This window comes from Paraburkholderia oxyphila NBRC 105797, assembly GCF_000685075.1.
Lineage (GTDB): Bacteria > Pseudomonadota > Gammaproteobacteria > Burkholderiales > Burkholderiaceae > Paraburkholderia > Paraburkholderia oxyphila.
Map to the genome: position 1 here is coordinate 1 of NZ_BAYD01000076.1, position 24,374 is coordinate 24,374.

Annotated in this window: 23 protein-coding genes and 1 pseudogene; 9 read left to right on the forward strand and 15 right to left on the reverse strand. The window is 63.4% G+C overall.

Annotation, left to right across the window (positions count from 1 at the left end; genetic code table 11):
- Window positions 1-35 precede the first annotated feature (35 nt).
- From BO1_RS33975 to BO1_RS33990, 4 genes and pseudogenes are all read right to left on the reverse strand, one after another.
- A pseudogene (locus BO1_RS33975) lies at window positions 36-230 on the reverse strand (MFS transporter); the annotation flags it as partial.
- A 121-nt stretch (window positions 231-351) separates the two neighbouring features.
- Entirely contained in the window at window positions 352-1,206 is an 855-nt protein-coding gene (locus BO1_RS33980; protein WP_028221378.1) for a pirin family protein, read from the reverse strand.
- A 29-nt stretch (window positions 1,207-1,235) separates the two neighbouring features.
- A complete protein-coding gene (locus BO1_RS33985) occupies window positions 1,236-2,141 on the reverse strand; it encodes an NmrA family NAD(P)-binding protein (protein WP_028221379.1) in 906 nt (301 codons plus the stop codon).
- Between the two features lie 40 nt (window positions 2,142-2,181).
- Window positions 2,182-2,787 (reverse strand): FMN-dependent NADH-azoreductase, encoded by a 606-nt coding sequence (locus BO1_RS33990; protein ID WP_028221380.1) that lies wholly within the window; start codon window positions 2,785-2,787, stop codon window positions 2,182-2,184.
- Window positions 2,788-2,980: 193 nt separating this feature from the next.
- On the opposite strand from BO1_RS33990, the gene BO1_RS33995 reads away from it, so the two are divergent.
- Window positions 2,981-3,883, forward strand: a complete 903-nt coding sequence (locus tag BO1_RS33995; RefSeq protein ID WP_028221381.1) for a LysR family transcriptional regulator — start codon at window positions 2,981-2,983, stop codon at window positions 3,881-3,883.
- Window positions 3,884-3,905: 22 nt separating this feature from the next.
- Here BO1_RS33995 and BO1_RS34000 read toward each other — a convergent pair whose 3' ends face one another.
- The 3 genes from BO1_RS34000 to BO1_RS34010 all read right to left on the reverse strand — a co-directional run bounded on the left by BO1_RS34000 (window position 3,906) and on the right by BO1_RS34010 (window position 7,773).
- A complete protein-coding gene (locus BO1_RS34000) occupies window positions 3,906-4,469 on the reverse strand; it encodes an isochorismatase family cysteine hydrolase (protein WP_028221382.1) in 564 nt (187 codons plus the stop codon).
- Window positions 4,470-4,574: 105 nt separating this feature from the next.
- Entirely contained in the window at window positions 4,575-6,080 is a 1,506-nt protein-coding gene (locus tag BO1_RS34005) for a class I adenylate-forming enzyme family protein (protein ID WP_028221383.1), read from the reverse strand.
- Between the two features lie 46 nt (window positions 6,081-6,126).
- On the reverse strand, window positions 6,127-7,773 hold the full coding sequence (locus tag BO1_RS34010) for an acyl-CoA dehydrogenase family protein (protein WP_028221384.1): 1,647 nt from the start codon (window positions 7,771-7,773) through the stop codon (window positions 6,127-6,129).
- Between the two features lie 132 nt (window positions 7,774-7,905).
- Between BO1_RS34010 and BO1_RS34015 the strand changes: the two genes are divergently transcribed.
- On the forward strand, window positions 7,906-8,589 hold the full coding sequence (locus tag BO1_RS34015; protein ID WP_043287713.1) for a TetR/AcrR family transcriptional regulator: 684 nt from the start codon (window positions 7,906-7,908) through the stop codon (window positions 8,587-8,589).
- Window positions 8,590-8,665: 76 nt separating this feature from the next.
- On the opposite strand, the gene BO1_RS34020 is transcribed toward BO1_RS34015, so the two are convergent.
- On the reverse strand, window positions 8,666-9,580 hold the full coding sequence (locus tag BO1_RS34020) for a LysR family transcriptional regulator (RefSeq protein ID WP_028221386.1): 915 nt from the start codon (window positions 9,578-9,580) through the stop codon (window positions 8,666-8,668).
- Between the two features lie 177 nt (window positions 9,581-9,757).
- On the opposite strand from BO1_RS34020, the gene BO1_RS53860 reads away from it, so the two are divergent.
- The 6 genes from BO1_RS53860 to BO1_RS58275 all read left to right on the forward strand — a co-directional run bounded on the left by BO1_RS53860 (window position 9,758) and on the right by BO1_RS58275 (window position 15,445).
- On the forward strand, window positions 9,758-11,116 hold the full coding sequence (locus tag BO1_RS53860) for a nucleobase:cation symporter-2 family protein (RefSeq protein ID WP_084688409.1): 1,359 nt from the start codon (window positions 9,758-9,760) through the stop codon (window positions 11,114-11,116).
- A gap of 39 nt (window positions 11,117-11,155) precedes the next feature.
- Complete coding sequence (locus tag BO1_RS34030) at window positions 11,156-11,665, forward strand: nucleoside deaminase (RefSeq protein WP_028221387.1); 510 nt, start codon at window positions 11,156-11,158, stop codon at window positions 11,663-11,665.
- Window positions 11,666-12,010: 345 nt separating this feature from the next.
- On the forward strand, window positions 12,011-12,769 hold the full coding sequence (locus BO1_RS34035) for an ABC transporter substrate-binding protein (protein WP_028221388.1): 759 nt from the start codon (window positions 12,011-12,013) through the stop codon (window positions 12,767-12,769).
- A 407-nt stretch (window positions 12,770-13,176) separates the two neighbouring features.
- Window positions 13,177-13,953, forward strand: a complete 777-nt coding sequence (locus BO1_RS34040; protein WP_028221389.1) for an ABC transporter substrate-binding protein — start codon at window positions 13,177-13,179, stop codon at window positions 13,951-13,953.
- Between the two features lie 101 nt (window positions 13,954-14,054).
- The gene (locus tag BO1_RS34045) at window positions 14,055-15,170 is read left to right on the forward strand and encodes a succinylglutamate desuccinylase/aspartoacylase family protein (protein ID WP_028221390.1); all 1,116 of its coding nucleotides are present in this window, start codon (window positions 14,055-14,057) and stop codon (window positions 15,168-15,170) included.
- Window positions 15,171-15,247: 77 nt separating this feature from the next.
- Entirely contained in the window at window positions 15,248-15,445 is a 198-nt protein-coding gene (locus BO1_RS58275) for a hypothetical protein (RefSeq protein ID WP_043287732.1), read from the forward strand.
- Between the two features lie 26 nt (window positions 15,446-15,471).
- On the opposite strand, the gene BO1_RS34055 is transcribed toward BO1_RS58275, so the two are convergent.
- The 4 genes from BO1_RS34055 to BO1_RS34070 are packed head-to-tail and all read right to left on the reverse strand — an operon-like array spanning window position 15,472 to window position 18,320.
- On the reverse strand, window positions 15,472-16,362 hold the full coding sequence (locus tag BO1_RS34055) for a LysR family transcriptional regulator (RefSeq protein ID WP_028221391.1): 891 nt from the start codon (window positions 16,360-16,362) through the stop codon (window positions 15,472-15,474).
- A gap of 46 nt (window positions 16,363-16,408) precedes the next feature.
- Window positions 16,409-16,789 carry a BON domain-containing protein gene (locus BO1_RS34060; protein ID WP_028221392.1) on the reverse strand — a complete coding sequence of 127 codons (381 nt, stop codon included), beginning with the start codon at window positions 16,787-16,789 and terminating at the stop codon, window positions 16,409-16,411.
- A gap of 51 nt (window positions 16,790-16,840) precedes the next feature.
- Entirely contained in the window at window positions 16,841-17,851 is a 1,011-nt protein-coding gene (locus BO1_RS34065) for a zinc-binding alcohol dehydrogenase family protein (protein WP_028221393.1), read from the reverse strand.
- Window positions 17,852-17,897: 46 nt separating this feature from the next.
- Window positions 17,898-18,320, reverse strand: coding sequence for a DoxX family protein (locus BO1_RS34070; RefSeq protein ID WP_028221394.1), 423 nt, complete (start codon window positions 18,318-18,320; stop codon window positions 17,898-17,900).
- A gap of 293 nt (window positions 18,321-18,613) precedes the next feature.
- Here BO1_RS34070 and BO1_RS34075 point away from each other — a divergent pair, with 293 nt between their 5' ends.
- Window positions 18,614-19,531: a LysR family transcriptional regulator gene (locus BO1_RS34075; protein WP_028221395.1), complete on the forward strand. Its 918-nt coding sequence runs from the start codon at window positions 18,614-18,616 to the stop codon at window positions 19,529-19,531.
- 21 nt (window positions 19,532-19,552) lie between these two features.
- Here BO1_RS34075 and BO1_RS53870 read toward each other — a convergent pair whose 3' ends face one another.
- The 3 genes from BO1_RS53870 to BO1_RS34090 form a co-directional block, all read right to left on the reverse strand.
- Window positions 19,553-20,518: a LysR family transcriptional regulator gene (locus BO1_RS53870; protein WP_043287716.1), complete on the reverse strand. Its 966-nt coding sequence runs from the start codon at window positions 20,516-20,518 to the stop codon at window positions 19,553-19,555.
- Between the two features lie 121 nt (window positions 20,519-20,639).
- Entirely contained in the window at window positions 20,640-22,394 is a 1,755-nt protein-coding gene (locus tag BO1_RS34085) for an FAD-dependent oxidoreductase (protein WP_028221396.1), read from the reverse strand.
- 96 nt (window positions 22,395-22,490) lie between these two features.
- A complete protein-coding gene (locus BO1_RS34090) occupies window positions 22,491-24,227 on the reverse strand; it encodes an AMP-binding protein (RefSeq protein ID WP_028221397.1) in 1,737 nt (578 codons plus the stop codon).
- Between the last annotated feature and the right edge of the window lie 147 nt (window positions 24,228-24,374).

The window sequence follows — 24,374 nt, forward strand, 5'->3', positions numbered from 1 at the left end:
CAACGCTTGCGGCCCGCCGCGAATACAAGTTAAGGCAGCAGGAAACCGCCAAAGGTCAGCATGTAGGCGTTGACCACCCACACGAGCGAAGTTTCGGTAAAGCCCAGGTCCGCCCGGATGGACGGCAGTGCGACGTTGACGATGGTCGTGTCCAGCACGATCATCAGCACACCCAGGCAGAGCACGATGAGGGCAAACCAGCGTTTGCGTTCGTCGATGCCGTGCGTCATGGAACTGCTCCTGTCGGGTGCCGGCAGTTCAAGACTGCGCAGCGGGTTCGGTATTGGCAAAGCCAGTTGCAAAGGCCCTGTCACGCGCGAGCGTCACAGGGCACCGGTATGTAACAGCCCCTCAGCGCAGCACGCCCTTCGCGCGCAACTCGTGACCGATGCGCGCGATCTCGCGCTCGCCCTCGGCGAGCGCCGCGCGGCTGGTGTGCACCGAAAAGCGGCCCAGGTGCAGTTCGTGCGGATGCGGGACGGCCGTCCCGACCACGAAGCGCGCATCGGTCTCTGCTTCGAATTCAAGCGCCGCATCGGACGGGTCGAATACGGCCAGCTCGCCTTTGCCGACGGCTTCGGGCTTGCGCAGGCTGCCGTCCATCACCGCGGTCCAGCCTACCGTATAACCGGGCGGCGGCTGATGGCGCCAGCGCTGCCCGGCCTTGAGCTCCACCACGAAATAATTGACGCCCACAGGGGCATCGATCGGGCTGACAGCTTCCCCGCTATGGCCGAGCAACACGCGTGCCGGGCCGTCCGAGGGGATTGCCTTGACGGAAAGGTGCTGGCTGAACGCGGGAGCCAGTTCGCGCTCCGGCGGCAAGGCGACCCACAGCTGGAACGCCTTGATCGGGGGCTCGGCGAAGCCGGAATGCCAGACGCCCCGGCCGGCGCTCATCCACTCGATATCGCCCGCCTCCATCGTGCCTTCGTGGCCCGTGGATTCAGCATAGCGGCCGCGTCCTTCAATGGCCAGCGTCAAGGTGGCGATGCCCGAATGCGGATGCCAGCCGAAACCCTGCTGGCCCACCGCCTCCTGCGTGTCGATCAGGTCGAGAAAAACAAACGGCTTGATCATCTCGCCAACGTCGGTGGCATTCACCATGCGCACGAGTGGCCCGTGCGCGTTGCCGCGCGTGCGGAAGATGACGCAACGGCCGGCGCCAACAAGGGGCGTAGGCGCAGTCTGGACAATTGCATTCATGGGTATGCGCTCGCTCGTGAGACGGGCTTTCAGGCCGTTGCCGGGATCGCGAAGTTCGCTTTGGCCCACGCGGCAAACTTCGTCGGCTGCTGGCCCGCGACCTGGTTGGCGAGCGCGATGGCGTCGCGCGAATCCGCGCCGAGATACGTATGGGTTTCGAACCAAGCGAGCATCGCGGCGATGCCCTCCGCGCCAGGGAACCAGCCGGCAAAAACCTCGCGCGGGACGCGCGTGAACGACAGCGTGTTGCCCTGCCGATTCAGGGTTTCAATAATCTCGTTGAAGCTCAGGAAATCGCCCACCAGCGGCAAATGCTCACCGTGCCCCACGCGTTCCGGCTGCGCAAACGCGCCCGCCACGATGCGGCCGAGTTCGGTGATGTCGCCCATGTGGATGACGCGCCGCTCGGGATCGAGCGGCAGCGCCCACCCCGCGGTGCCATCGGCCTGTTTCTGCGGAGCCATTACGCCGATCAGGTTTTGATAGTAGAACGGAGCAATCACAAACGTGTGGTGGGCGAATCCAGCCTCGCTCACGATATGCTCGAACTTCGCTTTGTTCGTGAAATGCGGGACATCGATCTTGCCGCCACTGATCGCCTCCACGTTCGGGAGCGTCGACCAGATGAAGTGCTGCACGCCGGCGGCTTTCGCCGCGCTGACGGCAGCGAGTGCCTGGCGGCTTTCGTCCGCGCCCGCCTCCCAGGAATTGGTCACCACGAAAGCGCCGTGTGCGCCGGCAAATGCGGCTTCAAGCGTCTCGGGGCGGTTGAAATCCGCCAGCTCGACTTCGTCGCCCAGCTGCGGATGTTTCTGGGGATTGCGCGTCAACGCGCGCACCTTGAATTGACCGCTCACCTGCAGCGCGCGCACAACAGCGCCGCCTTGTTGACCGGTGGCGCCAACAACGGCGATGATCTTCTGACTGTTCGACATGGTCGCTCTCCAGTGAATATTGGGTTGGGGTGGTGCGACCTTACGCAGCGAGCGCCGCGGTCTCTTTCTTCGCCGACTCGAGCGCCCCGCTACGTGCCTCCTCACCCATCGCTACGCCTTCCGCGCGGATAAAGGTGATGTCCGTGATGCCCAGAAATCCAAAGGCCGCCTTCAGATAGGTTTCCTGATGATCGAAGCCAGCGGTGGGCGAGCCTTCCCTGTAGACACCGCCGCGCGACGAGGCGACCACCAGCTTCTTGCCGCCGCACAGGCCGATCGGGCCGCTTTCCCCGTAGCGGAACGTCTTCCCCGCGATCGAGATGCGGTCGATCCAGGCCTTCAGTTGAGAAGGCACGCCAAAGTTGTACATCGGTGCGCCGACGACCACGATGTCCGCCGCCAAAAATTCATCGAGCGCGGCCTGGCCCATGGCGACGTCGGCCTTCAATGCTTCGTCGACCGGAGCGCCTTGCGCGGCCGCCAGATGCGCAGCCGTGAGATGGCCGATCGGCGTGGCGGCAAGGTCCAGGCGCGTGAGCACAAGGCCAGGATGGCGGCCCTGGAAGGTCGCGACGATATTCGAGGACAGATCGCGGCTCACGGAGCCTGGCCCGAGGATGCTGGAATCTACGTGTAACAGTTTCATGAGACGGATCTCCGAATGAGGTGACTGCCTGAGCGCTTTGGCCGGGATGAGCAGCCTGATCATCAGGCTGTAGCCTTGCAGTAGCCCGAAACCGGCCGCCTGCTGCGCGACACCTCAAGTATGGTGACGGAGAGCGTTACACACTAGATGGTAAAATGTGATTTGATTAATCCATTTATGGAGGAATCCCACCATGCTCGATCTGAATGATCTGGCGATGTTCGTGCAGGTCGTGCGGGCCGGCAGCTTCTCCGAAGCGGCGCGGCGTTTGCGCATGCCGGCAAACACGTTGAGCCGGCGCATCGATCAGCTCGAAGAGCAGCTCGGCACGCGTCTGCTGCATCGCTCGACACGCAAACTCGCGCCGAGCACCGACGGTCAGGCGCTGTTCGAGCGCTATGCGCCGGCGCTCGACCAGATCCTCGAGATCGAGCGGCTCCATGCGGGCAAGCAGGCACCGTCCGGCTCGGTTCGCGTCACCGCGATGGCCGGCCTGTTCGAAATCTTCCGCATCGAATGGATGGCCGAATTCTACGCGCGCTATCCGCATATCAGCATCGACTTCCTGCTCGACGATACGCCAACCGATCTGATCGCCGAACGCGTCGATCTGGCCTTGCGCATGGGCGTCGAGACCGGCACCGGCTTCAGGGTGCGCCGGCTGGCGCCGAGCGCCATGATCCTTGCGGCGAGTCCGGCCTATCTGGAACGGCGTCCCGCACCGCGCACGCTGCGTGAACTGGCCGAACACGACTGCCTGACGATCTCCACGCGCCAGGGTCGCAACACGTGGCGTCTGCAGGGGCCGCGCGGCAGCCAGGATGTATCGATCAACAGCCGTTTCGCGGTGAACGACATGCGCGTGCTGGCGCAGGCTTGCATCGCCGGGCTCGGTATTGCGCTGCTGCCGCAGTTGATGGTCGAGCCCATCATCGAGCAGCGGAAACTCGTACGCGTGCTACCGAGCTGGAGGCGTTCCAGCACCGACCTCGGCCTGCAGCTCGTCTATACGAGCCGCCCGCCCGTGCCGCCCGCGGTGGCAGTCTTCGCCGAATTTCTCATCGAGAAGCTGGGCGACACGATGAAGAGCCCATAACTTTCGTTGTGCGAAGGGCAGGCTAGTCGAGTAGTCGCAGGGCATCCGCGAGCGACAGCACCGTTGTGCGCGAATCGAATGCGGTGGAGAACAAATGTTCATGGACGACCGGATCCGGGTCGTAACAGCAATCCTCGACCGTGTACAGGCGGAAGTCCGCGTCGCTCGCATACGCGACCGATGAGAGCACGACGCCGGTCGACGCAATGCCAACCAGAATCAGCGAATCGACACCCTGTGCGCGCAGCCGTGCCTCGAGACCCGTGCCAAAGAACACGCTGGCGCGATGCGCGATGACGAGCGGTTCATGGGCCTGCTGGCCCAGTTCCGGCGCGGTCCGGTCGTCGAGGAAGAGGCCAAGCTGCTTGATGCCCTGGCCATTCTTGTTCAACGGGCTGACTTCCGGATAGCCCGGGCTGAAGCGCAGATTGGCGAAATAAACGCTGACGCCCCTCGCCCGCGCCGCGTCGCATAGCTTGCGCGTATTGGCGAGCAAGGCCGGCGCGACCGATGGAAAGAGCCCGAGAATATCGGTCTGGTAATGCATGACGACTAGCGCGGTGTGCGCCGGTGCGAGTGCCTCCATTCACGCATCTCCTTGAAGTCGGAAAGCCGATCCTGTTCACAACCGAAGCACATTGAACACGGTGAAGCAGGCGAGTGTCAACACGGCACCGGCCTGCCCAGGGTTTCATTGCGCCATGCCGCGCAATTGCGCCTTCATCAGCTTTCCGGTTGGGGTGCGCGGCAGCGCCTCGCGAATCAGATATTCACGGGGAATCTTGTATTTTGCCAGCCGCGGAGCAAGGAAATTTCGCAGGACTTCGCCATCGAGCGCAGCGCCTCCGCGCGGCACGACGACGGCGATCACGGTTTCTCCCCATTCGGGATGCGCGCGGCCGATGACGGCGACATCCGCCACGTCGGGATGCGCGAGCAAGGCGTCTTCTACCTCTTTCGAATAGACGTTCTCGCCGCCGGTCACGATCATGTCCTTCAGCCGGTCGACGATGAAGAGAAAGCCATCGACGTCGATGCGCGCCAGATCGCCGGAACGATACCAGCCGTCCACGATCGCTTCGGTGCTCGCCGCGGGATCGTCGAGATAACCTTGCATGAGCGAGTCGGAGCGCAGCCAGATCTCGCCGACCTGACCCGCGAGCGCGTCGCCGCCGTCTTCGCGAACCACGCGCATGTCGACACCAGGCGTCGCGACGCGCCCGATCGAGCCCGCCTTCGCAATTTGCTCTTCTGGATAAAGGACCGAGCCGCAGGGGCCGGTTTCTGTCATGCCGAATACCTGGTAGAAACGGTCGCTGCCATAGCTGGCCATGAGCTTCTTCGCCGTATCGGCACCTATCGGGCCGCCACCGTAAACCCACGCGCGCATCGAACTCAGATCGAACTTCGCAATGTCGAGGTCCTGATGCAAGGGCAGCAAGTACGACACCGGCGCACCGAAGTAGAGCGTCACCCGCTCGTCCTGCACGGTCTGCAAAAACGCCCGCGGCTCATACTCGCGCAGCAGCACCAGGGTCCCGCCGACATGGAGCGTACCGAGCATCCAGTTGTTCAGCGGCGACGAATGCCAAAGCGGCATCGCCATGAGCGTGCGCTCATCGCGCGTCATCGAGAGCGCGAGCGCAGTAGTCATGGCGGCCATACAGGCACTTCGGTGGCTGATCATGCAACCCTTCGGGCGCCCGGTCGTGCCCGACGTATAGAGGATTTCCGCGAGCACATCTTCGCCGGGCGGCTTGCCCTCGTAACGTGGCGCATCGCCCAGCAACGCATCGAAAGAAGCGTGCCCGGGCAGATCGCTGTCCGTCGCGAGGAGCGTGACCGTCGTGGCAAGACTTCCCGCGACGGACGCGAGCGCACCGTCGACCACCGCGAGCTTCACGCGCGCATGCTGCAAGACGTAATCCACCTCAGGCGCCTGCATCTTGTGATTGACCGGCACCACGCTGGCCCCGAGACGCAAGGCGGCCAGCATCGCAATCAGAAAGCCCGGCGTGTTGTAGCACATGATGGCAATGCGGTCGGCCACCTCGACACCATGCCGCGCGAGCACTGTCGCGCCGCGCCGCGCAAGGTCGTCGACCTGCGCGTAGGTGTACGTGCGACCCGCATGACGCAGCATCGCCTTGCCCGGGTACTTGCGGACAGCGCTTTCGAAAAGGGAAACGATATTCATGATGGTTCAGGTGCCCTCTGGCGTTTGAAGGATGACCTCGCGCCGCTCACACCGGCCAGCTACGCTCGATGATCGCCTCGCGCAACGTGTTGGCAGGCAGCATACCGAACGTCCGGCCCCATTGCGCATCGAAGCGGCTCCCGATAAACGCGTCGCTCACGCAAGCCGGCGCATGTTCCTTCAGCAGGCGCGCCTGAATGAGCAGGATCAGCCGCTGGGCCTCGCGGCGCGCCAGCACTTCGCGCGTCGCTTCGTCCGCGTCCAGCAATGCGCCGAGGCCGTCGAGCTGCTCACGCAAGCGCGCATCGTCGCGGCAGCCCTCGCGCAGGTCTTCGATCAGCGCCATCATGGCGTCGGGCTCGCGCCGGATCGCGCGCATCATGTCGAGCGCCATCACATTGCCCGAGCCTTCCCAGATCGAAATGACGGGTGCCTCGCGATAGAGCCGGCCCGTCGGGCTCTCTTCCATGTAGCCGTTGCCGCCGAATACCTCCATCGCTTCAGCCGACAGTTCGATCGCGCGCTTGGCCACCCAGAACTTGGCCGCCGGCGTGACGATGCGCTGGTAGGCGCGTTGCAGCGCATCTTCCCGCGCCAATGCGAATGCCCCGGTCAGCCGCATCATGAGCTGCGTCGCCGCTTCGCTCTCGAGCGCCATGTCCGCCAGAACGTTTTGCATCAGCGGCTGTTGCACGAGGCTCTTTCCGAACGCCGAGCGGCCACGCGCATGGTGGATAGCCTGGACCACCGCCTGACGCATGCCCCCCGTACTGCCCATCACGCAATTGAGCCGCGTATAGGTGGCCATTTCGATGATGGTGGGAATGCCACGCCCTTCCTCTCCGATCAACCGCCCCCAGGCGCCGAGGAATTCGACCTCGCTGCTCGCGTTCGAGCGGTTGCCGACCTTGTCTTTCAGGCGCTGGATATGAATGGCATTCTTGCTGCCATCGGGGCGATAGCGGGGCACGAAGAAGCACGATGGGCCGCTTTCGGTACGCGCGAGCACGAGGTGCGCGTCGCACATCGGCGCAGAGAAGAACCACTTGTGACCGACGAGCGCGTACTCGCGACCGCCACCGAAGACCGTGTGTTCGACCGCTTGCGTGGTGTTCGTGCGAACGTCCGAGCCGCCCTGCTTCTCCGTCATGCCCATGCCGACGAGAATGGAGTCTTTCTGTTCAAGCGGGATATCGCGCGAGTCGTAGGTGCGGGAATAGAGCTTCGGTGCGAGGCGATCGAACAGCTCGCGATCTTGCTTGAGCACGGGAATACACGCAAACGTCATCGAGTTCGGACATTGCGAGCCGGCCTCGATCTGGCCATGCATGGAAAACCCCGCTGCGTACGCCGCCCACGCACCCGGGCGCGGATCCGAAAAGGGCTGCGAAACAAGATTCTGTTCGCGCATCATTTTCATCATCGCGTGCCACGAGGGATGAAATTGCACACGGTCGATGCGGCGCCCCTGGCGATCGAAGGTCTGCAGTTCGGGTTTGCAATGATTCGCCGTCTCGGCCATCGCGATCGATTCGGCGCTGCCGAGCCGCGCACCGTACTCGGTCAGTTCCGCTTCATGAAGGTCGCCGCCCGCGCGCTTGACGGCTTCCTGCAACGCGATATCGCTTGTGTAAAGGTTATAATCGCTCAACTCCGACACGACGTTGGTGACGTCGTGGGTATTCCAGTTCATTTCCGTGTCTCCAGTGCAGTGTTTCCGGTTTCGCAGCTGCGCGGCGCCCGGCTACGCGCCACTCTGGCACGCCGCCGTAACCCGAACCACTATACGGACAGCTTGGCGACAAGGTGTTCGGGTTTGATTGCAATGAAGGAAAAGACTAGCGTCAACGCAAAGCGTCGCAAGCCGGCCCAGTCGCGCGCCCGCGCGACGGCTGAGGCTATCCAGCAGGCATTTATCCAACTGCTCGTCGAGCAGGGCTATGACCAGACCTCGATTCGCCAGGTGACTTCGCTCGCCGGCGTAGGCATTGGCAGCTTTTACGAATATTTCTCGAGCAAGGAAGCGCTGGCCGCCGTCTGCATCCATCTGCGCGTCAAGGCTGTTGCCGCGACCATGCGCGCCTGCATCGACGCACACCGCGACGCCCCTCTGCCCGAGCGCATCGACGCGCTGATCGACGCGCAAATCCAGGCACCGCTCGCCGAATCCGAACACTGGGCCGCGCTATTTCTGGTTGAGCGGCGTATCTCCGAAGCCGATGCATTTCGCAAACCCTACGCCGAGTTCGTGCAACTCTGGGTCGACATGCTCGACGCGGGTCCGGGTTTGCCCGCGCAACGACGCGATACCGGGACCGCCTTTACGATCCATTCGATGATCTATGGACTCGTGTCTCAGGCGCTCATCACGCGCATTCCGGGCATCGATCCGGCCCGCTTGCGCACCACGATCAGAACGGCGGTGCATGGCTATGTGTCGGTCATCGCCCCTCTGGCGTATCGATTGTTCGAATTCGAGCGCATGCCCGGATTGAACCTTCCCCAGTGAAGGACTCCGCTGCCGGGGGCGAATCGATCAAAAGGATCTGGAATGCACGAACACCATACGCAAAGCGCAACCGCAGCTACAGCGTAGTCGCATTCCCATTGCGATCCAGTTCGTACACCTTATGAGCCTGCAACCGGCGCTTTAGCCACATCCCCGCCTTGCCCAGCACGCGCGCTTTCGACCAGATGAGGTCGACGCCCACGAGCCAGTCGGTGTGCGGATACGCCGCCAGCTGAAGCTCGACGAACTCCCCCTCTTCCAGCTCGCGCAGAATCAGCTGGCGCGGCAGCGTCGTCCAGCCCAGTCCCGCGCGCGTCATCTCCAGCAGCGCGAGATAGCTTTCGGCCTGCCAGCTGCGCGCCGAATCGAGGTATTCCGTGCTGGGCAGCGTGTTGTTGTGCGCGCTGAATACGAGGCGGCGATGCGAGCGCAATTCAGCAAAGCTCACGCTTGCCTGACGCGCGAGCGGATGATCGCGGCGCGCGACGTGGGCGAGAATCAGCTTGCCCATCTGCGAGAAACCGAGGTCGCGCGGATAGGCCGGCTGCGCAAAGGCAATGCCCAGATCCACCTCGTCCTTCAGCAGCAGCTCGCTCACATCGCCGTGAAAAGGATGGCGAATGTCGAGGTCCACCGCGGGGAAATGCGTGGAAAAGTCGGTGATCGCCGGCATCAGCGTGTTGTAGGGCACTTCGATCGCTAGCGTCAGCCGCGGCTCGACCAGCTCGCCGAGATCGTTGGCCTGCGATTCCAGATCGAGGCAGCGCTCGAGCACCAGCTCCACTTCGTTGAGCAATTTGCGGCCCGCCGGCGTGAGCACGGGCAGCTTGCTCGTGCGGTCGAAAAGCGGCAAGCCCCAGTCCACCTCGAGGTTCGCGATGGCGATGCTGATGGTCGATTGCGTCTTGCCGAGGCTGCGCGCCGCCGCGGAGAACGAACCGGTCTTCGCGACGCGGGCAAACATTTCAAGCTGGTCGAGCGAATAGCGCATTGCGCTTCCCTGATCTATTGAAAAAAGCGATGGATGTTCATTTGGTGCCGCTGAAAACGTGATGGATTATGGCGTACCGGCCCACGCATGACCAGCCGCTCCAAGGGGAGGGATTTCCCGGCGAGGGCGGCGATAGTGCGCCATCAAGGCCCGGAGCCCATACCAAGGAGACACTCAATGAGCAAGCGCAGTACTCATCCGGTCGACGAAATCCTGCCGCTACGGCAACTCGCGAGCTACGGCCTGCAGCACGTGCTGGTGATGTACGCGGGGGCCGTGGCCGTGCCGCTGATACTCGGCAGCGCGCTCGGCCTCACGCAGCAGCAGATGGTTACGCTGATCAACGCCAACCTGCTGACGTCGGGCATCGCCACGCTGATCCAGACCATCGGCATCTGGAAGTTCGGTGCGCGCCTGCCGCTGATCCAGGGCTGCTCGTTCATTGCCATCGCGCCCATGATCATGATCGGCAAGCAATACGGCCTCGCGTACGTGTTCGGTTCCGTGATCGCCGCGGGCGCGCTCACGGTGCTGATCGCGCCGGTGTTCAGCCGTCTGCTGCGTTTCTTTCCGCCCGTGGTAATCGGCAGCCTGATTACGATCATCGGCGTTTCGCTGATGCCGGCGGCCGCCATCTGGCTCGGCGGCGGCAATCCCGATGCGCCGGGCTTCGGCTCCGCCGCGAATCTGTTGCTCGGCTTCGCCACCGTCGCCGTTACGCTCTTCATCTATGCGCGTTTCAAGGGCTTTATCGGCAATCTTTCCGTGCTGATCGGGCTCGTCGTCGGCACGATCATTGCGACGGCGTGCGGCATGACGAGCTTTACGCACGTGGGCGAAGCCGCGTGGTTCGAGATCAGCGCGCCCTTCGCGTTCGGCTTGCCGCGCTTCGCCGCGATGCCCACCCTCGTGATGGCGCTGGCCATGCTGGTCATCATGGCGGAAACCACCGGCAACGTGCTGGCCATCGGCACGATCATCGGGCGTCCCTCCTCGCAGAAGACGCTCGGCAATGCGTTTCGCGCCGACGGCCTCTCGACGATGCTCGGCGGCCTCTTCAACAGCTTTCCCTACAACGCGTTTACGCAGAACACGGGCCTCATCGCCCTTTCGAACGTGAAGAGCCGTTACGTGGTGGCGTCCGCAGGCGTCATCATGGTGCTGATGGGGCTCTTTCCGAAGCTCGGCGCGCTGATCGCTTCGGTGCCGCGGCCCGTGCTGGGCGGCTGCGCGATCGTGATGTTCGGCATGACGACCGTCGCCGGCATTCAGGAGCTCTCGCGCGTGAAGTTCGACGGCACGCGCAACGCGATCATCGTCGCGGTGTCGGTGAGCGTGGGCGTGCTGCCGATGTCGTTCCCCACGCTGTTCGCCCAGGTCCACGGCCCCGTGAAGCTGGTTCTCGATAGCGGCATTTTCCTCGGCGCGATTACCGCAATCGTGCTCAACGTCATGCTCAACCGCGACCGGCATGAGGCGGGCTCGCACGATAACGCCCCCGCGCTGGCAAGCAGCGCGAGCACCGAAGCCCATTGAATCTATTCTTTTCTTCACCGACCACAACGGAATACTCAAATGAACGCCACCACCGAACTCGAATCCGCAAAGCTCGACGAACGCGACCTCGCGCTGCTGCGCAAAACCATCGAGCTGGCCGACGAATCCCGACGCAACGGCCGCCATCCGTTTGCTGCACTCGTGGCGGACGAGGAAGGCAACATCGTGGCGACCGCCGGCAACAACTCGATGCCGCCGCAAGGCGATCCCACCCAGCACGCCGAGCTCGTGGCCGCGGCGAAGGCCGCGCGCGTGTTGTCGCCGGAGCAGCTCGCGCGATGCACGCTCTATACGAGCGCCGAGCCGTGCTGCATGTGCTCGGGCGCGATCTATTGGTGCAACATCGGACGCGTCGTGTATGCGCTCTCCGAGCATCGGCTGCTCACCCTCACCGGCGCTCACCCCGAGAATCCGACGTTCTCGCTGCCCTGCCGCGAAGTGTTCGTGCGTGGCCAGCGGCATATCGATGTCGTCGGCCCCGCGCTCGAGGATGAGGCAGCGTGTTCGCATCACGGCTTCTGGGAATAAGCGCATAGCCGCATAAGGGCCTGAAACCGCCGTTTTTAAGCCGCTGCACCATAGTCCAATGGTCCGCAGCGGCTCATTCTTTACCTGTCATTTTCATTACGGCATTTTGTTGTCTATACGTTAAATACATAAGACGAAAATTCGCCCTTGATCTCCCGTGCCCGACTCGCACGCATTGTCGTTGCCATCAAATCAATCTCCTCCTCTTCAGCGAAAACCCTACTTAACCGCGCATCGCTGATTGTCTATTTTGTCTATCCAACTGGCGGATAGCACTGCCTTTTCCCGAAGATGCCGCTGGCCTTCGTAGCGGCCCCCGAAGTCGAACCTGGAGACTCCAAAGCAATGAAGAAGTTTGCCCTGTTCATCGCGATCCTCGCGATCGCAACCTCCGCCTGCGCGAAGGACTGGTCCACCATCCGTTTTGGTGTCGACGCGAGTTATCCCCCGTTCGAATCGAAGAGCGCGGACGGCAAGCTGGTCGGCTTCGACATCGACCTCGGCAATGAAATCTGCAGACGCCTGAACGCGAAATGCGTCTGGGTCGAGCAGGAATTCGACGGCATGATTCCGGCACTCAAAGCGAAGAAGTTCGACGGCGTGCTGTCCTCGATGTCGATGACGCCGGAGCGCGAGCAGCAGATCGCCTTCTCGGCGAAGCTGTTCAATACGCCCACGCGCCTCGTCGCCAAGAAGGGCAGCAACCTGCTGCCCACGGCCGACTCGCTCAAGGGCAAGTCGGTGGGTGTCGAGCAGGGCACGATTCAGGAAACCTACGCGAAGAAGAACTGGGCGCCCCAGGGCGTGAACGTGGTGCCGTATCAGAACCAGGACCAGGTCTACGCCGACCTGCTCTCGGGCCGTCTGGACGCAGCGCTGCAGGATGAAGTGCAAGCCGACATGGGCTTCCTGAAGACGCCGCGCGGCGCGGGCTTCCAGTTCGCGGGCAACGAAATCCCGTCGGACGCAGCCGGCATCGGCCTGCGCAAGGAAGACACCGACCTGAAGGCGAAGATCGACAAGGCCATCGCCGACATGATCAAGGACGGCACCTACAAGAAGATCGAGTCGAAGTACTTCGACTTCGACGTGTACGGCAGTTAAGCACTGCAAAACGGCCGGCCCGCGTGAAGACGCGGTTGCTGCTTGGTCGTTGGAAGAAAGCCCAGACTCAGCCGAGTCTGGGCTTTTTCATTTCTGGGGTTCGGGTTCAGGAAGCTCGTCATCAATCTCCCGCCTCCATTGCCTTTTTCATGACATCCATATTACGAACGATCAGTTGTCTAATCATTTAAATCGCGAGGCGTTTTCCCTGGATGTCCACCCCGCGCCGTCGCGCACCTTCGCCCTATTTAACTGGTTCGGCGCACGTCCTCTTCAGCGAAAACCCTACTTAACCAAACATCATCGCCCGGTTATCTTGTCTATTCAACTTTGCAGATGAACCCCTCTGCTTGAAGACGTCGCCAATTCACGGCGGCGCGGATTTCGATACTGGAGACATCATGTCAATGAAGAAGCTAGCCCTGTCCATGGCGATCCTGGCCGTCGCAACCTCCGCCTTCGCGAAGGACGGGTCCACCGTGCGGTTTGGCGTCGATGCGAGCTACCCGCCGTTTGAGTCGAAGAGCACGGACGGCAAGCTCGTCGGTTTCGACATCGACATGGGCAACGAGATCTGCAAGCGTTTGAACGCGAAGTGCGTCTGGGTCGAGAGCGAGTTCGACAGCATGATCCCGGCGCTGAAGGCGAAGAAGTTCGACGGCGTGCTCTCTTCGATGTCGATGACACCGCAGCGCGAAGCGCAGATCGCATTCTCGTCGAAGCTGTTCCATACGCCGACGCGCCTCGTCGCGAAGAAGGGCTCGAACCTCCAGCCGACGGCCGATTCGCTCAAGGGTAAAACGGTGGGCGTCGAACAGGGCACGACTCAGGAGACCTTTGCGAAGCTCAACTGGGAGCCGAAAGGCGTGAAAGTCGTGCCCTACCAGGACCAGCAGCAGGTCTATGCGGACCTGACCTCGGGCCGTCTGGATGCGGCACTGCAAGACGCCGTGCAGGCCAACATGAGCTTCCTGAAGACCCCGCGCGGCGCAGACTTCCAGTTCACGGGCGGCGACTTGAGCGACCCGCAGGGTACCCTGGGCGTGGGTGCCGCTATCGGCCTGCGCAAGGACGACGCGGAGCTGAAGACGAAGATCGACAAGGCCATCGCCGACATGATCAAGGACGGCACATATAAGAAGATCGAGTCGAAGTACTTCGACTTCGACGTGTACGGCGGCTAACATCGCACGCAGCAGGACGCAGCCCGCGCCCTGCTGCGTTGTCCCGATCGGCATTTCCTCATCCCGTGCGCCGGTTCGACAGCCGGCGCAATCACATCGCCATGCAAACACAGACGCATCCGTTGATTTCCCCGGCGCTCGGCACCGAGCGGCACCTGACGAGCTTCCACTACGGCCCGGCCGGCAGGCAGAAGATCTACATCCAGTCGTCGCTGCATGCCGACGAACTGCCCGGCATGCTGGTCGCCTGGGCGCTGCGCAAGCGCCTCGCCGCACTCGAGGCGGCGGGCAAGCTGCGCGGCGAGATCGTGGTGGTACCCGTACCCAATCCAATCGGTTTGAACCAGCGCCTGCTCGGCCAGATGTTGGGCCGCTACGAAACCGGCACCGCCTCGAACTTCAACCGCAGCTTCCATGATCTCGCCGAGCTCGTGATGCCGCGCATCGAGTCGCGCCTCACCGGCGACGCGCAGCAGAACCTGCTTGCCGTGCGCGCCGCCATGCGCGAGGCGCTCGCCGAGCAGACGCCAACCACCGAGCTCCAGTCGCAGCGCCTCGCGCTGCAGCGTCTCTCATACGACGCCGATGTCGTGCTCGACCTGCACTGCGACTTCGAAGCCGCGATGCACCTGTACACGAATCCCGACCTGTGGCCCGATGTCGAGCCGCTCGCGCGCTATCTCGACGCGAAGGCGTCGCTGCTCGCGCTCAATTCGATCGGCAATCCCTTCGACGAGATCCACAGCTTTTGCTGGTCCGCGTTGCGCGCGCGTCACGGCGAGCGCTATCCCATTCCAAATGGTTCGATCTCCGTAACGATCGAGCTGCGCGGCCAGGCCGACGTGTCCTACGCGTTCGCCGAGCACGACGCTAATGCGATCGTCGAATACCTGACGCACCGCGGCGTAATCGACGGCACGCCCGCGCCTTTGCCGCCGCTCGAGTTCGGGCCCACGCCGTTTGCCGGCAGCGAGCCGCTGATCGCGCCGATCTCCGGCGTGCTCGTGTTCCGCGCCGCCGTTGGCGCGCGCGTCGAGCCCGGCCAGCCGATCGCCGACATCGTCGACCCGTTGACCGAACGCGTCGTCACGATCAAGAGTTCCGTTGCCGGCGTCCTGTACGCGCGGCAGCGCGCTCGCTTTGCCACGGCGGGGATGGAAGTGGCATGCGTCGCGGGCGCCGAGCCCGTTCGCAGCGGCTCGCTATTGCCGGATTGAGTCGCACGGCGCGAACGCGCCGGGACGAACTCGCCATCGGCCACGTTGTCAAAATAACGTGGCTGGAGTTCTCCCTCATGAAACGCGTTTGCTCCGCAATTTTGCTCGTAGCGCTCACGGTCGGTTGTGCTGCTTGTGCGTCCACACAGCCGCCCGTGAACGATCAATCGGCCCGGCGAGCCCCGGTGCTCACCGTTGGCGTCAGCGACCCCAATACGCAACTGATCCTGCCGTGGTTCCTCACGGACCTCATCAACTGGGTCAACGATCCCTAGTTGTGTAGCGCCTTGGCGCCAGCGCGCTACGACACGCGCAATTGCTCGACCAGCCATCTCCCCGCTGGCCCGGGCGGCGCGGCAGAGGGATAGACCGCCAGCATGGGAAGAATGAGCCCGCCCGGCGGCACGTCTTCAATTTGCAGCTCGACGAGCCGCCCGGCCGCAATGTCGTCCGCAACGATGTGCAAGGGCATCCCGCCCCATCCCAATCCTTGCAGCAGAAAAGCGTGCTTGGCAAACAGATCCACGAAGCGCCAGACCGAACCGGACATGACGCCAAACTCGCGGCCGGCAGACAACGCGGAGCGGTCGGTCAGCACGAGCTGCATATGGCGCGCGAGCTCGTCCTTGCCGATCGGACCGCGGATTGCAGCCAGCGGATGCGAACTGGCCGCGACCATCACATAGCCAATGGCCGTGAGCCGCTCGGAGGCGAGGCCCGCCGGCACATAGGGCAAGGAGCCCACAATGCCTAGCGCGGCCCGCCCGTCGAGCACGGGCTCAAAAGCGCCGCCAAGCGCATCGGCGTAGATCCGCAACGGGACTTGCGGAAAGCGTTCGCGGAACGCCTTGGCAACCTCGACAACGGCCTGAAGCGGGAAAAAGACGTCCAGTACCACGGACAATTCGGGTTCGAGGCCGGAAGCCATGCCTTTGGCGCGCGCCTTCATCCAGTCCACACCGGAGACGACATTGCGCGCGTCGGCCAGCAAGACCCGGCCCTCGGTCGTGAGCGTCGGGTAGCGGCCGGTCCGGTCGAACAGCGTCACCCCGATCTGCCCTTCGAGGTTGGACACCAGCTCGCTGACCATCGATTGCGCCCGGCGCAATTTCCTCGCCGCGCCTGAAAAACTGCCTTCTTCAACGGCTGCGATGAATGTCCGTAGCTGATCCAGCGATACACCGTCCAGCATGTTGGCCTCCCTGGCGTCCCGATCGATGCAAACCCGATGCAAACGGCTAGAGCTGGGGCCGCAAGACGATCTTGCTGGCCACCGACTTCACTCCCGACACCTTGCTGGCCGCGTCGGTCGCAATGTGCTCCTGGTCCTGCGTGTCGATGAAGCCGCCCAGAATGACCTCGCCCGTTTGCGCATTGGCGAATACGGCGATGTCCGTGCCCGCGAGCCCCTTGGTCTTGTTCAGCGCCTGATGGATTTTCCGCGCGAACATGCGGTTGGCCGTGCGCTCGGCCTTCTTCGAGACGCCGGGCGCCGATGCCGTCTGGGATGCCGCAATGCCGTTCGTTGCCCCCGCCTCCGATGCCGGCTCCTGCGCAAGCGCGACGGCCGACACGCAGCCGGCCAGTACCCAAAACACCGCTTTGTATGTCGCTCTCATTGGATCATCCTTGTATGAAGACATCAGCGCAAAGCCATGCGAGCGTGACGCTCATCGCTCGAATCCTTCGAGCACGGTCTTGCCGATCGCCCTGCCCGTTTCGATCCGCTCGTGGGCGAGGCGAAGATTCGCCACCGTCAAGGGCCCGACCACGTGCGTGAGCGTCGTGTGCAACACGCCTGCATCGACCTGCTCAGAGACCTCTTTGAGCAGACGATGCTGCGCGTCCATATCCGCCGTCTGAAACAGCGATCGCGTAAACATCATCTCCCACGACACCGTGATGCTCTTCGGCTTGAACGCGGCGATGCTGTCGTCGAAGTTGTCGATCAGCGTGATATGGCCTTGGGGGTTCAACGCGCGTGCAAGGCTCGCGGCGCTGCCGGGCGTCGAAGTGATGGCGCCGATATAGTCCACGCCGCTGAAGCCGATCGCGCGCAGCGCTTCGTCGATGGGCTTGCTGTGGTCGGCAACGTGCTGCGCGCCGAGCTTGCGCACCCATTCGGCGCTTTCGGGCCGCGATGCCGTGGCAATGACGGTCAGACCCGTGAGACGGCTCGCCAGCTGGATCAGCATGGAGCCGACACCGCCGGCACCATTGAGCACGAGCAGCGTACCGTGGGGCTGGAGCAAGCCGCGTGGCACCTTCATGCGGTCGAAGAGCATTTCCCACGCGGTGATGGACGTGAGCGGCAGCGCCGCCGCCTCGGCGAACGACAAGGTGGCGGGCTTGGGCCCGACGATGCGCTCGTCCACGAGGTGAAACTCCGCGTTCGTGCCCGGCCGGTCCATCGCGCCCGCATAGAAGACTTCGTCGCCGGGCTTGAAGAGCGTGACCGCACTACCTACGGCTTCGACCACGCCCGCGGCGTCATAGCCCAGGATTCTCGGCTGCGGGCTTTCCGATGGGTCCTCGTGACGGCGGCGCTTCACATCCACGGGATTCACCGACACGGCCTTCACGGCAACCCGCAGATCGCGCGGACCGGGTTCGGGCATCGGCAGCTCGAGGTCGGTCAGGACGTCGACGCCTCCTTTGACTGCGTAACCTATCGCTTTCATGCTGTTCTCCGATGCCATCTGCCGTCCGGTCCTGCGCGCCTTTCGACTAGTTCGCCCCTGCCGCGGCGAGCTTCGCGCTGCCTCGCCCGAAGACCTTGTCCAGGCTGTACGCACCGGCGCCGAAATACGTCATCTGCAGCAGGCCGCCCGCCATCATCACGTTCTTGAGGAAGTGAATCATCTGGTTCTGGTCCGCGAAGTTGCGGTGGAAAAACGCGGCGGTAGCAAGACAGAACAACGCCAGCACGAACGAGGTGAAACGCACGCGGTAGCCCGTGATCAGCAGCAGACCGCCACCCAGCTCGACCACCACCGAGAGGAGGTACGCGAGCGGCGGAACCGGCAGACCCATGGCATGGATATAGCCGACCGTCGCGGCATAGGCGCCCAGCTTGCCTAGCCCGCTCATGACAAAGGGCGCTCCGAACATGATGCGGCCCAGCAGGGGAAGAAACTTGTATTGATCCACGACGAACTCCTGAAATGAAATGGCTTTGGTGGCGACGTAAATGAAATCTGACCAGGGTCCACCATCACCAGATCAGAGTCTTCAAAGACACAGACTTCGCTTGCAACTCCATTCACGAGTCGCCGGCCAATCCTCGTTGTGCGCCGGGTGCCTGTTTGTGTTTGGCAGCCCTTTGATCAGCGATGGCGTGAACCGTGGAGGCATACTATATTTGCAACGAGAGTGCGCCTATCTCCTGAATCGCAACGCATCATTGCCGCTGATAGAACGTTAAAACCCCACGCTCCCTGCCCATGAACCAGATCACCGACCTCAACGATCTCCGGCTTTTCGCGGAAGTCGTCGACCATGGCAGCTTCACTTCGGCGGCACGCGCGCTTGGTTTGCAGACGTCCAAACTGAGCCGCCGCGTTCGCGCGCTGGAAGAGGAGTTGGGCGTGCGCCTGCTCAATCGCACCAGCCGCAGCCTCTCGTTGACGGAAACCGGCCGGCGTTTCCACCAGCATTGCGTCGCCCTCGTGGCCGAATCGAAAGCGGCCAAGGACATCGTCGACCAGACGCGCTCGCAGCCGCAGGGCACCATCCGGATCAGCTGCGCCGTTGGACTGCTGAGCTCCGGCATCACCGCGATCATTACCCGATACCTGCGCGACAACCCCCAGGTCCAGGTGCTCGTCGATGCCACCAACCGCCGCGTGGACGTCGTCGAAGAGGGCCTCGACTTCGCGATTCGGGTCCGGGTCCCGCCGCTGGAAAACACCGATCTCGCGGTGCGCCAACTGGGCTTGTCCGTCCAGATTCTGGTGGCCAGTCCCGAACTGGCGGCGCAGTATTCGCCGCCCAGCTCGATCGAATCGCTCGAGGCATGGCCCACGCTCGCCATGGCCAATAGCGGCGAGCGCTTTGCATGGAACCTCGTCGACGCCCGCGGCCACACGACCGCCTGGCCGCATCGGCCTCGCCTCGCGACCGACGACCTCGCCAGCTTGCGTACCGCAGCGCTGCAAGGCATCGGCATCGCGATGGTGCCGCGCGAGCTCGTGGACGCCGATCTGCGCAGCGGCCGGCTGATCCACCTGCTGCCGGAGCTGGCCTCGACACCGGGTCTCGTGCACGCGATCTTTCCTTCGCGCCGCGGCATGGTGCCGGCCGTCCGGCATCTGCTCGACGCGCTGGTCGCCGGATTCGAAGACCTGAACCGGAAGTCGTAGCAGCCGCATGCGCCGCGCCCGTCAGCTCGCATCTCTGGCCTGCCCGTTCGGTAAGGCGAGTTCACGCTTTGGCGCCGTGCTCCAGCGTTTGTCCCGGTCCAGGCTCCTCATGTGTTCGCTCAACGCGTCCGCAAACACGCGAATCTTCGCGGGCAAGTTGCGGCGGCTCTGATACGCGAGGTTGATGGTCAGCGGCGGCAACGCCCAGTCGGTCAGCAGAGGAATCAGGCGCCCGGCGACGATATCGTCGTGAACGATGTAGAGCGGCTGAATGACGATGCCGAGTCCGGCCCGGCCCGCCGCGCAGATCACCTGACCTTCGTTGGATTCCATGACCGCGCTGATCGCGATGTCGCGCCGCTCGCGGCCTCGCTTGAGCTGCAGCCGGTACGGGCTGGACGCGTAGCTATAAACCAGCAGCTTGTGATCGGCCAGGGCCTCCGGCGTTTGCGGCGCGCCGTATCGCGCGACATACGCCGGCGACGCGGCCAGCACGCGGCCCGTATCCGCGAGACGCCTCACGGTGATGCCCGAATCGCCTTCATGTTCGCGCGTGCGGATTGCGCAGTCGATGCCCGCCTCGATGAAATTCGGATATCGATTTGCCGCCGTGATCTGCACGCAAAGCTCGGGATAGCGCTCATTGAATTCGGGCAACCAGGGCGAGATATGGGCGACAGCGAAAGAAACCGAGCTCGTCACGCGCAACACGCCCCTCGGCTGCACCGTCATGTCGCCTACGGCCGTATCCGCATCCGCGATGTCCGCCAGGATCGACGCGCAGCGCCGCTGGTATTCGCGCCCTGCGTCGGTCAACCATAGCCGGCGCGTCGTTCGCTCCACGAGGCGCGCGCCGAGCCGGTCTTCAAGCGCGTTCAGCATGCGGCTCGCGGCGGCATTCGAGATGCCGAGCCGCTCCGCCGCCCTCGACAGACTGCCAAGGTCGGCCGTCAACGCAAAGAACTCCATTTGCGTGTAGCGATCCATACGGCCTATTTCCTGTTCAATGCTGGCTGGCACGCTCGCGCGTGTGAACGCATCGCCTCGCTGGGCGCGGTACCGCCAACGCCCAGCGAGGTGCGCTTCAACGCACGGCCACCGTCAACCTTCAGCGCGAGAGCACTCGCCGCAACACCGTGCGAAGCTCGCCTTCCGGATCGTTTTGCAGTGCGAAGGTACGCCATGCCACGTGGTGATCGGGGCGCACCAGTACGCAGCCGCTGTCCGAGATCTCACGCACGCGCGCCCAGTCGCCGGTATGGTCGGCGTAGCGCTGGCGCGGGCCGACCACCTGCACGTCGATCTTCAACCCCAGCTCTTCGCCCACCCGGGCGGCCGCCTCCACCCACGCCTCGCCGCCGAGGCCCGTGAGCAGCACGAAGCGGCCGTGCCCCGCCAGGTCGAGCGTCGAGACCTTGCGTCCGCGCGAGTCGAACACCCACGCATGGGGCAGCCGCGCACCGGGCCATGTCGTCGCCTGGTAGAACAATTCGGCGTCGCGCTCGAACTCGGGCTCGGCGTCGCCTTCCTGGAACACCGCGCTGGAGCGATAGCGCTGGTTCATCTCCACGCCGTGGGCGTCGAGCTCATATTGCTTGAACGCCAGCGCGTCGCGAATGGCCTCGCGCTGCTTCTCGGCCTCCTTGGTCGACTGGCTGCGGGCGTGCATGTTCGCCTGCATCACCGCGGCGTCGTTCGACTCGTCGATGCCCAGCGCGTGATAGAGGGGAGCGAACTCCGCAATCGACTGGTTCGCGCGCGTGACGATCTGCTTCGCGATCGGCGCGCGTTCGACCGTATAGGAGTCCAGCAGCTCCGGCCCAGCCTGCCCCTTGAGCACCAGCGCCAGTTTCCACGAGAGGTTGAACGCGTCCTGAATCGACGTATTGGAACCGAGGCCGCCCGACGGCGGGTGCCGGTGCGTCGCGTCGCCCATGCAGAACACACGCCCGTCCTGCATGCGGGTCGCGTACATGTTGTTCACGGTCCACGTATTGGCGCCCAGCAGCTCGATCTCGAGATCGGGCTTGCCCACGAGCTGGCGCGCGATTTCGGTGGCCTTCGCCTGGTCGATCACGGGCGCGGGCTGCTCGATGTCGTAACCCCAGACGATCAGCCACTCGTTCCACGGACGGACCATGCGGATGAGGCCCATGCCGATGCCGCCGACTTCCGCGCCGGGCTGCATGACCGGATACAGCACGGCCGGCCGGTGCGCCACGAGCTCGGACAGGTCCGCGCGGAACCAGATGTTCATCGAGCCTCGCACGCCCATCTTGCCTTCGAAAGGCAGGCCGGCGTTCTGCGCGACTTTGGAGTTGCCGCCGTCGGCGCCAATCAGGTACTTCGACTTGACGACGAACTCCTCGCCCGAGAGCCGGTCGCGGCAGTGCGTGATCACGCCTTCGTCGGTCTGGGTATGGCTCAGATACTCGGTGCTCATACGCGCTTCGGTGCCGCGCGAGCAAGCCGTCTTGAACAGGAGCGGCTCCATGAAGGTCTGGGGCAGATCGTTCATCTTCGCCGGGCTCGACAGTTGACGCTCGGCTCGCGAGCGCGGATGCAGGCCCCAGCTCGGCACGCGGCCGATCTCTTCGCCGGTCAGGCTCTCGCAGAACACCGTGCCGCCCATGAGATCTTCATTGGTCGCGTGGAGGTAGGCCTCCTGCTCGACCTGCTGGCCGAGATCGCGCAGCACTTCCATCGTGCGCAGGTTCGTGATGTGCGCGCGCGGGGTATTGGCCAGCCAGCGATACTGGTTGACCACCATATTGTCGATGCCGTACGTCGAGAGCAACGCGGCGCTTGCCGATCCGGCCGGGCCGGTTCCGACGATCAGCACATCCGTGGTTATTTCGTACATTCCATGCCTCCATATCACCTATTCGACAGATTCGTATGCATGCCTGATTATCTGAATCGGTCCTGCATCCGTTGTCTCCTCTCAAGACCCGAAGAATCAGGCCGTCTTCTGCTCGGTCAGGTTCAACGACCGGATCATCTGCTCGCGCATCGCGAACTTTTGCACCTTGCCTGTCACGGTCATCGGCATCTCGTCGACGAAGCAGATGTATTTCGGAATCTTGTAGTGGGCGATCTGCCCGCGGCAAAAGTCCCGGATATCCTCTTCAGTCGCGCCCTCGCCCGGGTGAAGGACGATCCACGCGCACAGCTCCTCGCCGTTCTTGCTGTCCGGCACGCCGAACACCTGGACGTTCTGGATCTTCGGATGCCTGAACAGATACTCCTCAACCTCGCGGGGATAGATGTTCTCGCCCCCGCGAATCACCATGTCCTTGAGGCGCCCAACGATATTGCAGTAGCCATCCTCGTCGATCGTCGCGAGGTCGCCCGTATGCATCCACCCATCGACGACGCTTTCGCGCGTCTTTTCTTCGTCTTCCCAGTAGCCGAGCATGACGGAGTAGCCCTTCGTGCACAGCTCCCCGGTTTCGCCAACCGGGACCATGTTCCCGAAGGTATCCACGATCTTGACTTCGAGATGGGGCTGGATCTGCCCGACCGTGGTCGTGCGCTTGTCCAGCGGATCCGTCGTCGAACTCTGGAACGAGACGGGGCTCGTCTCCGTCATGCCGTAGGCGATGGTCACCTCGCGCATGTGCATCTTCGTCACCACGTGATTCATCGTTTCCACGGGGCACGGCGAGCCCGCCATGATGCCCGTGCGCAGGCTGCTCAGATCGAACGTATCGAAATCCGGGTGGCCCAGCTCCGCAATGAACATCGTCGGCACGCCGTGCAGCGCCGTGCAGCGCTCCTCGGCCACGGCCGCGAGTGTCGAGCGCGCGTCGAATCCTTCTCCAGGAAAGACCATCTGCGCGCCGGCCGAGACACACGCGAGCACGCCGAGCACCATGCCGAAGCAGTGGTAGAGCGGGACTGGAATACACAGCGAATCGGCCTCCGAAAGCTTCATCGCCATCGCCACATACCGTCCGTTGTTGACGATATTCCGGTGCGTCAGCGTGGCCCCCTTCGGGTTGCCGGTCGTCCCGCTCGTGAACTGGACATTGATCGGGTCGTTGGCGGACAACGTACGCTCGACGGTCTGGAGCGGCACGTTGCCCTTCTCTTGCAGGAAGGCTTTCCCGCGCGCCATGACGGTCCCAAACCCCATCATGCCGGAGACATCCGGCACACCAACGCAGATCACCGCGCGCAGGTCCGGCAGACGCGCCGCCTGCAACTCGTCCGCCTGCTGGGACGCCAGCTCCGGCGCGACCTCGAGCAGCATCGAAACATAGTTCGATGTCTTGAACGTCTGCGCCATGACGAGCGCCTTGCAGCCGACCTTGCGCAACGCGTATTCGAGCTCGGCGACCCGATAAGCTGGATTGATGTTGACCAGCACCGCACCAATGCGCGCCGTGGCGAATTGCGTGATCAGCCACTCGACGCGATTGGGAGACCACATGCCCACGCGGTCGCCCTTCTTGATGCCCAGCGACAGGAACCCGGCCGCGAGCTGGTCGACCTGCTCGTCGAACTCCTGCCACGTCCAGCGCACGCCTTGCTCCCGGAAGACCACGGCTTGCCGGGCGGGAAACTTGCGTGACGTTTCCCGCAAGAACTGGCCGATCGTCGATTCGCTCAACGCAATCTCGGTCGAACCGCGCACATACGAAACGCCGTTCTCCGGGCGGATGAGCGCGGGAAGGCCGGTTAAAGTATTCATCAAGCGATCCTCCACCGCAGCTGTGCATTTCGGACTCGAGGCCCGCCGATACGGAACTGCTCCACCGGGGCGACGTCTTCTCCCCTCGTCGGCGGCAGAAGATCCGCATCGCCCGATTCATTCAAATAATTTGACATGCTAACGATT

What these genes read in the sequence shown, in the direction of transcription:
- BO1_RS33980 (WP_028221378.1), bottom strand. Translation starts at nt 1,206, where the DNA reads ATGAATGCAATTGTCCAGACTGCGCCTACGCCCCTTGTTGGCGCCGGC.
- BO1_RS33985 (WP_028221379.1), bottom strand. Translation starts at nt 2,141, where the DNA reads ATGTCGAACAGTCAGAAGATCATCGCCGTTGTTGGCGCCACCGGTCAA.
- BO1_RS33990 (WP_028221380.1), bottom strand. Translation starts at nt 2,787, where the DNA reads ATGAAACTGTTACACGTAGATTCCAGCATCCTCGGGCCAGGCTCCGTG.
- BO1_RS33995 (WP_028221381.1), top strand. Translation starts at nt 2,981, where the DNA reads ATGCTCGATCTGAATGATCTGGCGATGTTCGTGCAGGTCGTGCGGGCC.
- BO1_RS34000 (WP_028221382.1), bottom strand. Translation starts at nt 4,469, where the DNA reads ATGGAGGCACTCGCACCGGCGCACACCGCGCTAGTCGTCATGCATTAC.
- BO1_RS34005 (WP_028221383.1), bottom strand. Translation starts at nt 6,080, where the DNA reads ATGAATATCGTTTCCCTTTTCGAAAGCGCTGTCCGCAAGTACCCGGGC.
- BO1_RS34010 (WP_028221384.1), bottom strand. Translation starts at nt 7,773, where the DNA reads ATGAACTGGAATACCCACGACGTCACCAACGTCGTGTCGGAGTTGAGC.
- BO1_RS34015 (WP_043287713.1), top strand. Translation starts at nt 7,906, where the DNA reads ATGAAGGAAAAGACTAGCGTCAACGCAAAGCGTCGCAAGCCGGCCCAG.
- BO1_RS34020 (WP_028221386.1), bottom strand. Translation starts at nt 9,580, where the DNA reads ATGCGCTATTCGCTCGACCAGCTTGAAATGTTTGCCCGCGTCGCGAAG.
- BO1_RS53860 (WP_084688409.1), top strand. Translation starts at nt 9,758, where the DNA reads ATGAGCAAGCGCAGTACTCATCCGGTCGACGAAATCCTGCCGCTACGG.
- BO1_RS34030 (WP_028221387.1), top strand. Translation starts at nt 11,156, where the DNA reads ATGAACGCCACCACCGAACTCGAATCCGCAAAGCTCGACGAACGCGAC.
- BO1_RS34035 (WP_028221388.1), top strand. Translation starts at nt 12,011, where the DNA reads ATGAAGAAGTTTGCCCTGTTCATCGCGATCCTCGCGATCGCAACCTCC.
- BO1_RS34040 (WP_028221389.1), top strand. Translation starts at nt 13,177, where the DNA reads ATGAAGAAGCTAGCCCTGTCCATGGCGATCCTGGCCGTCGCAACCTCC.
- BO1_RS34045 (WP_028221390.1), top strand. Translation starts at nt 14,055, where the DNA reads ATGCAAACACAGACGCATCCGTTGATTTCCCCGGCGCTCGGCACCGAG.
- BO1_RS58275 (WP_043287732.1), top strand. Translation starts at nt 15,248, where the DNA reads ATGAAACGCGTTTGCTCCGCAATTTTGCTCGTAGCGCTCACGGTCGGT.
- BO1_RS34055 (WP_028221391.1), bottom strand. Translation starts at nt 16,362, where the DNA reads ATGCTGGACGGTGTATCGCTGGATCAGCTACGGACATTCATCGCAGCC.
- BO1_RS34060 (WP_028221392.1), bottom strand. Translation starts at nt 16,789, where the DNA reads ATGAGAGCGACATACAAAGCGGTGTTTTGGGTACTGGCCGGCTGCGTG.
- BO1_RS34065 (WP_028221393.1), bottom strand. Translation starts at nt 17,851, where the DNA reads ATGAAAGCGATAGGTTACGCAGTCAAAGGAGGCGTCGACGTCCTGACC.
- BO1_RS34075 (WP_028221395.1), top strand. Translation starts at nt 18,614, where the DNA reads ATGAACCAGATCACCGACCTCAACGATCTCCGGCTTTTCGCGGAAGTC.
- BO1_RS53870 (WP_043287716.1), bottom strand. Translation starts at nt 20,518, where the DNA reads ATGGATCGCTACACGCAAATGGAGTTCTTTGCGTTGACGGCCGACCTT.
- BO1_RS34085 (WP_028221396.1), bottom strand. Translation starts at nt 22,394, where the DNA reads ATGTACGAAATAACCACGGATGTGCTGATCGTCGGAACCGGCCCGGCC.
- BO1_RS34090 (WP_028221397.1), bottom strand. Translation starts at nt 24,227, where the DNA reads ATGAATACTTTAACCGGCCTTCCCGCGCTCATCCGCCCGGAGAACGGC.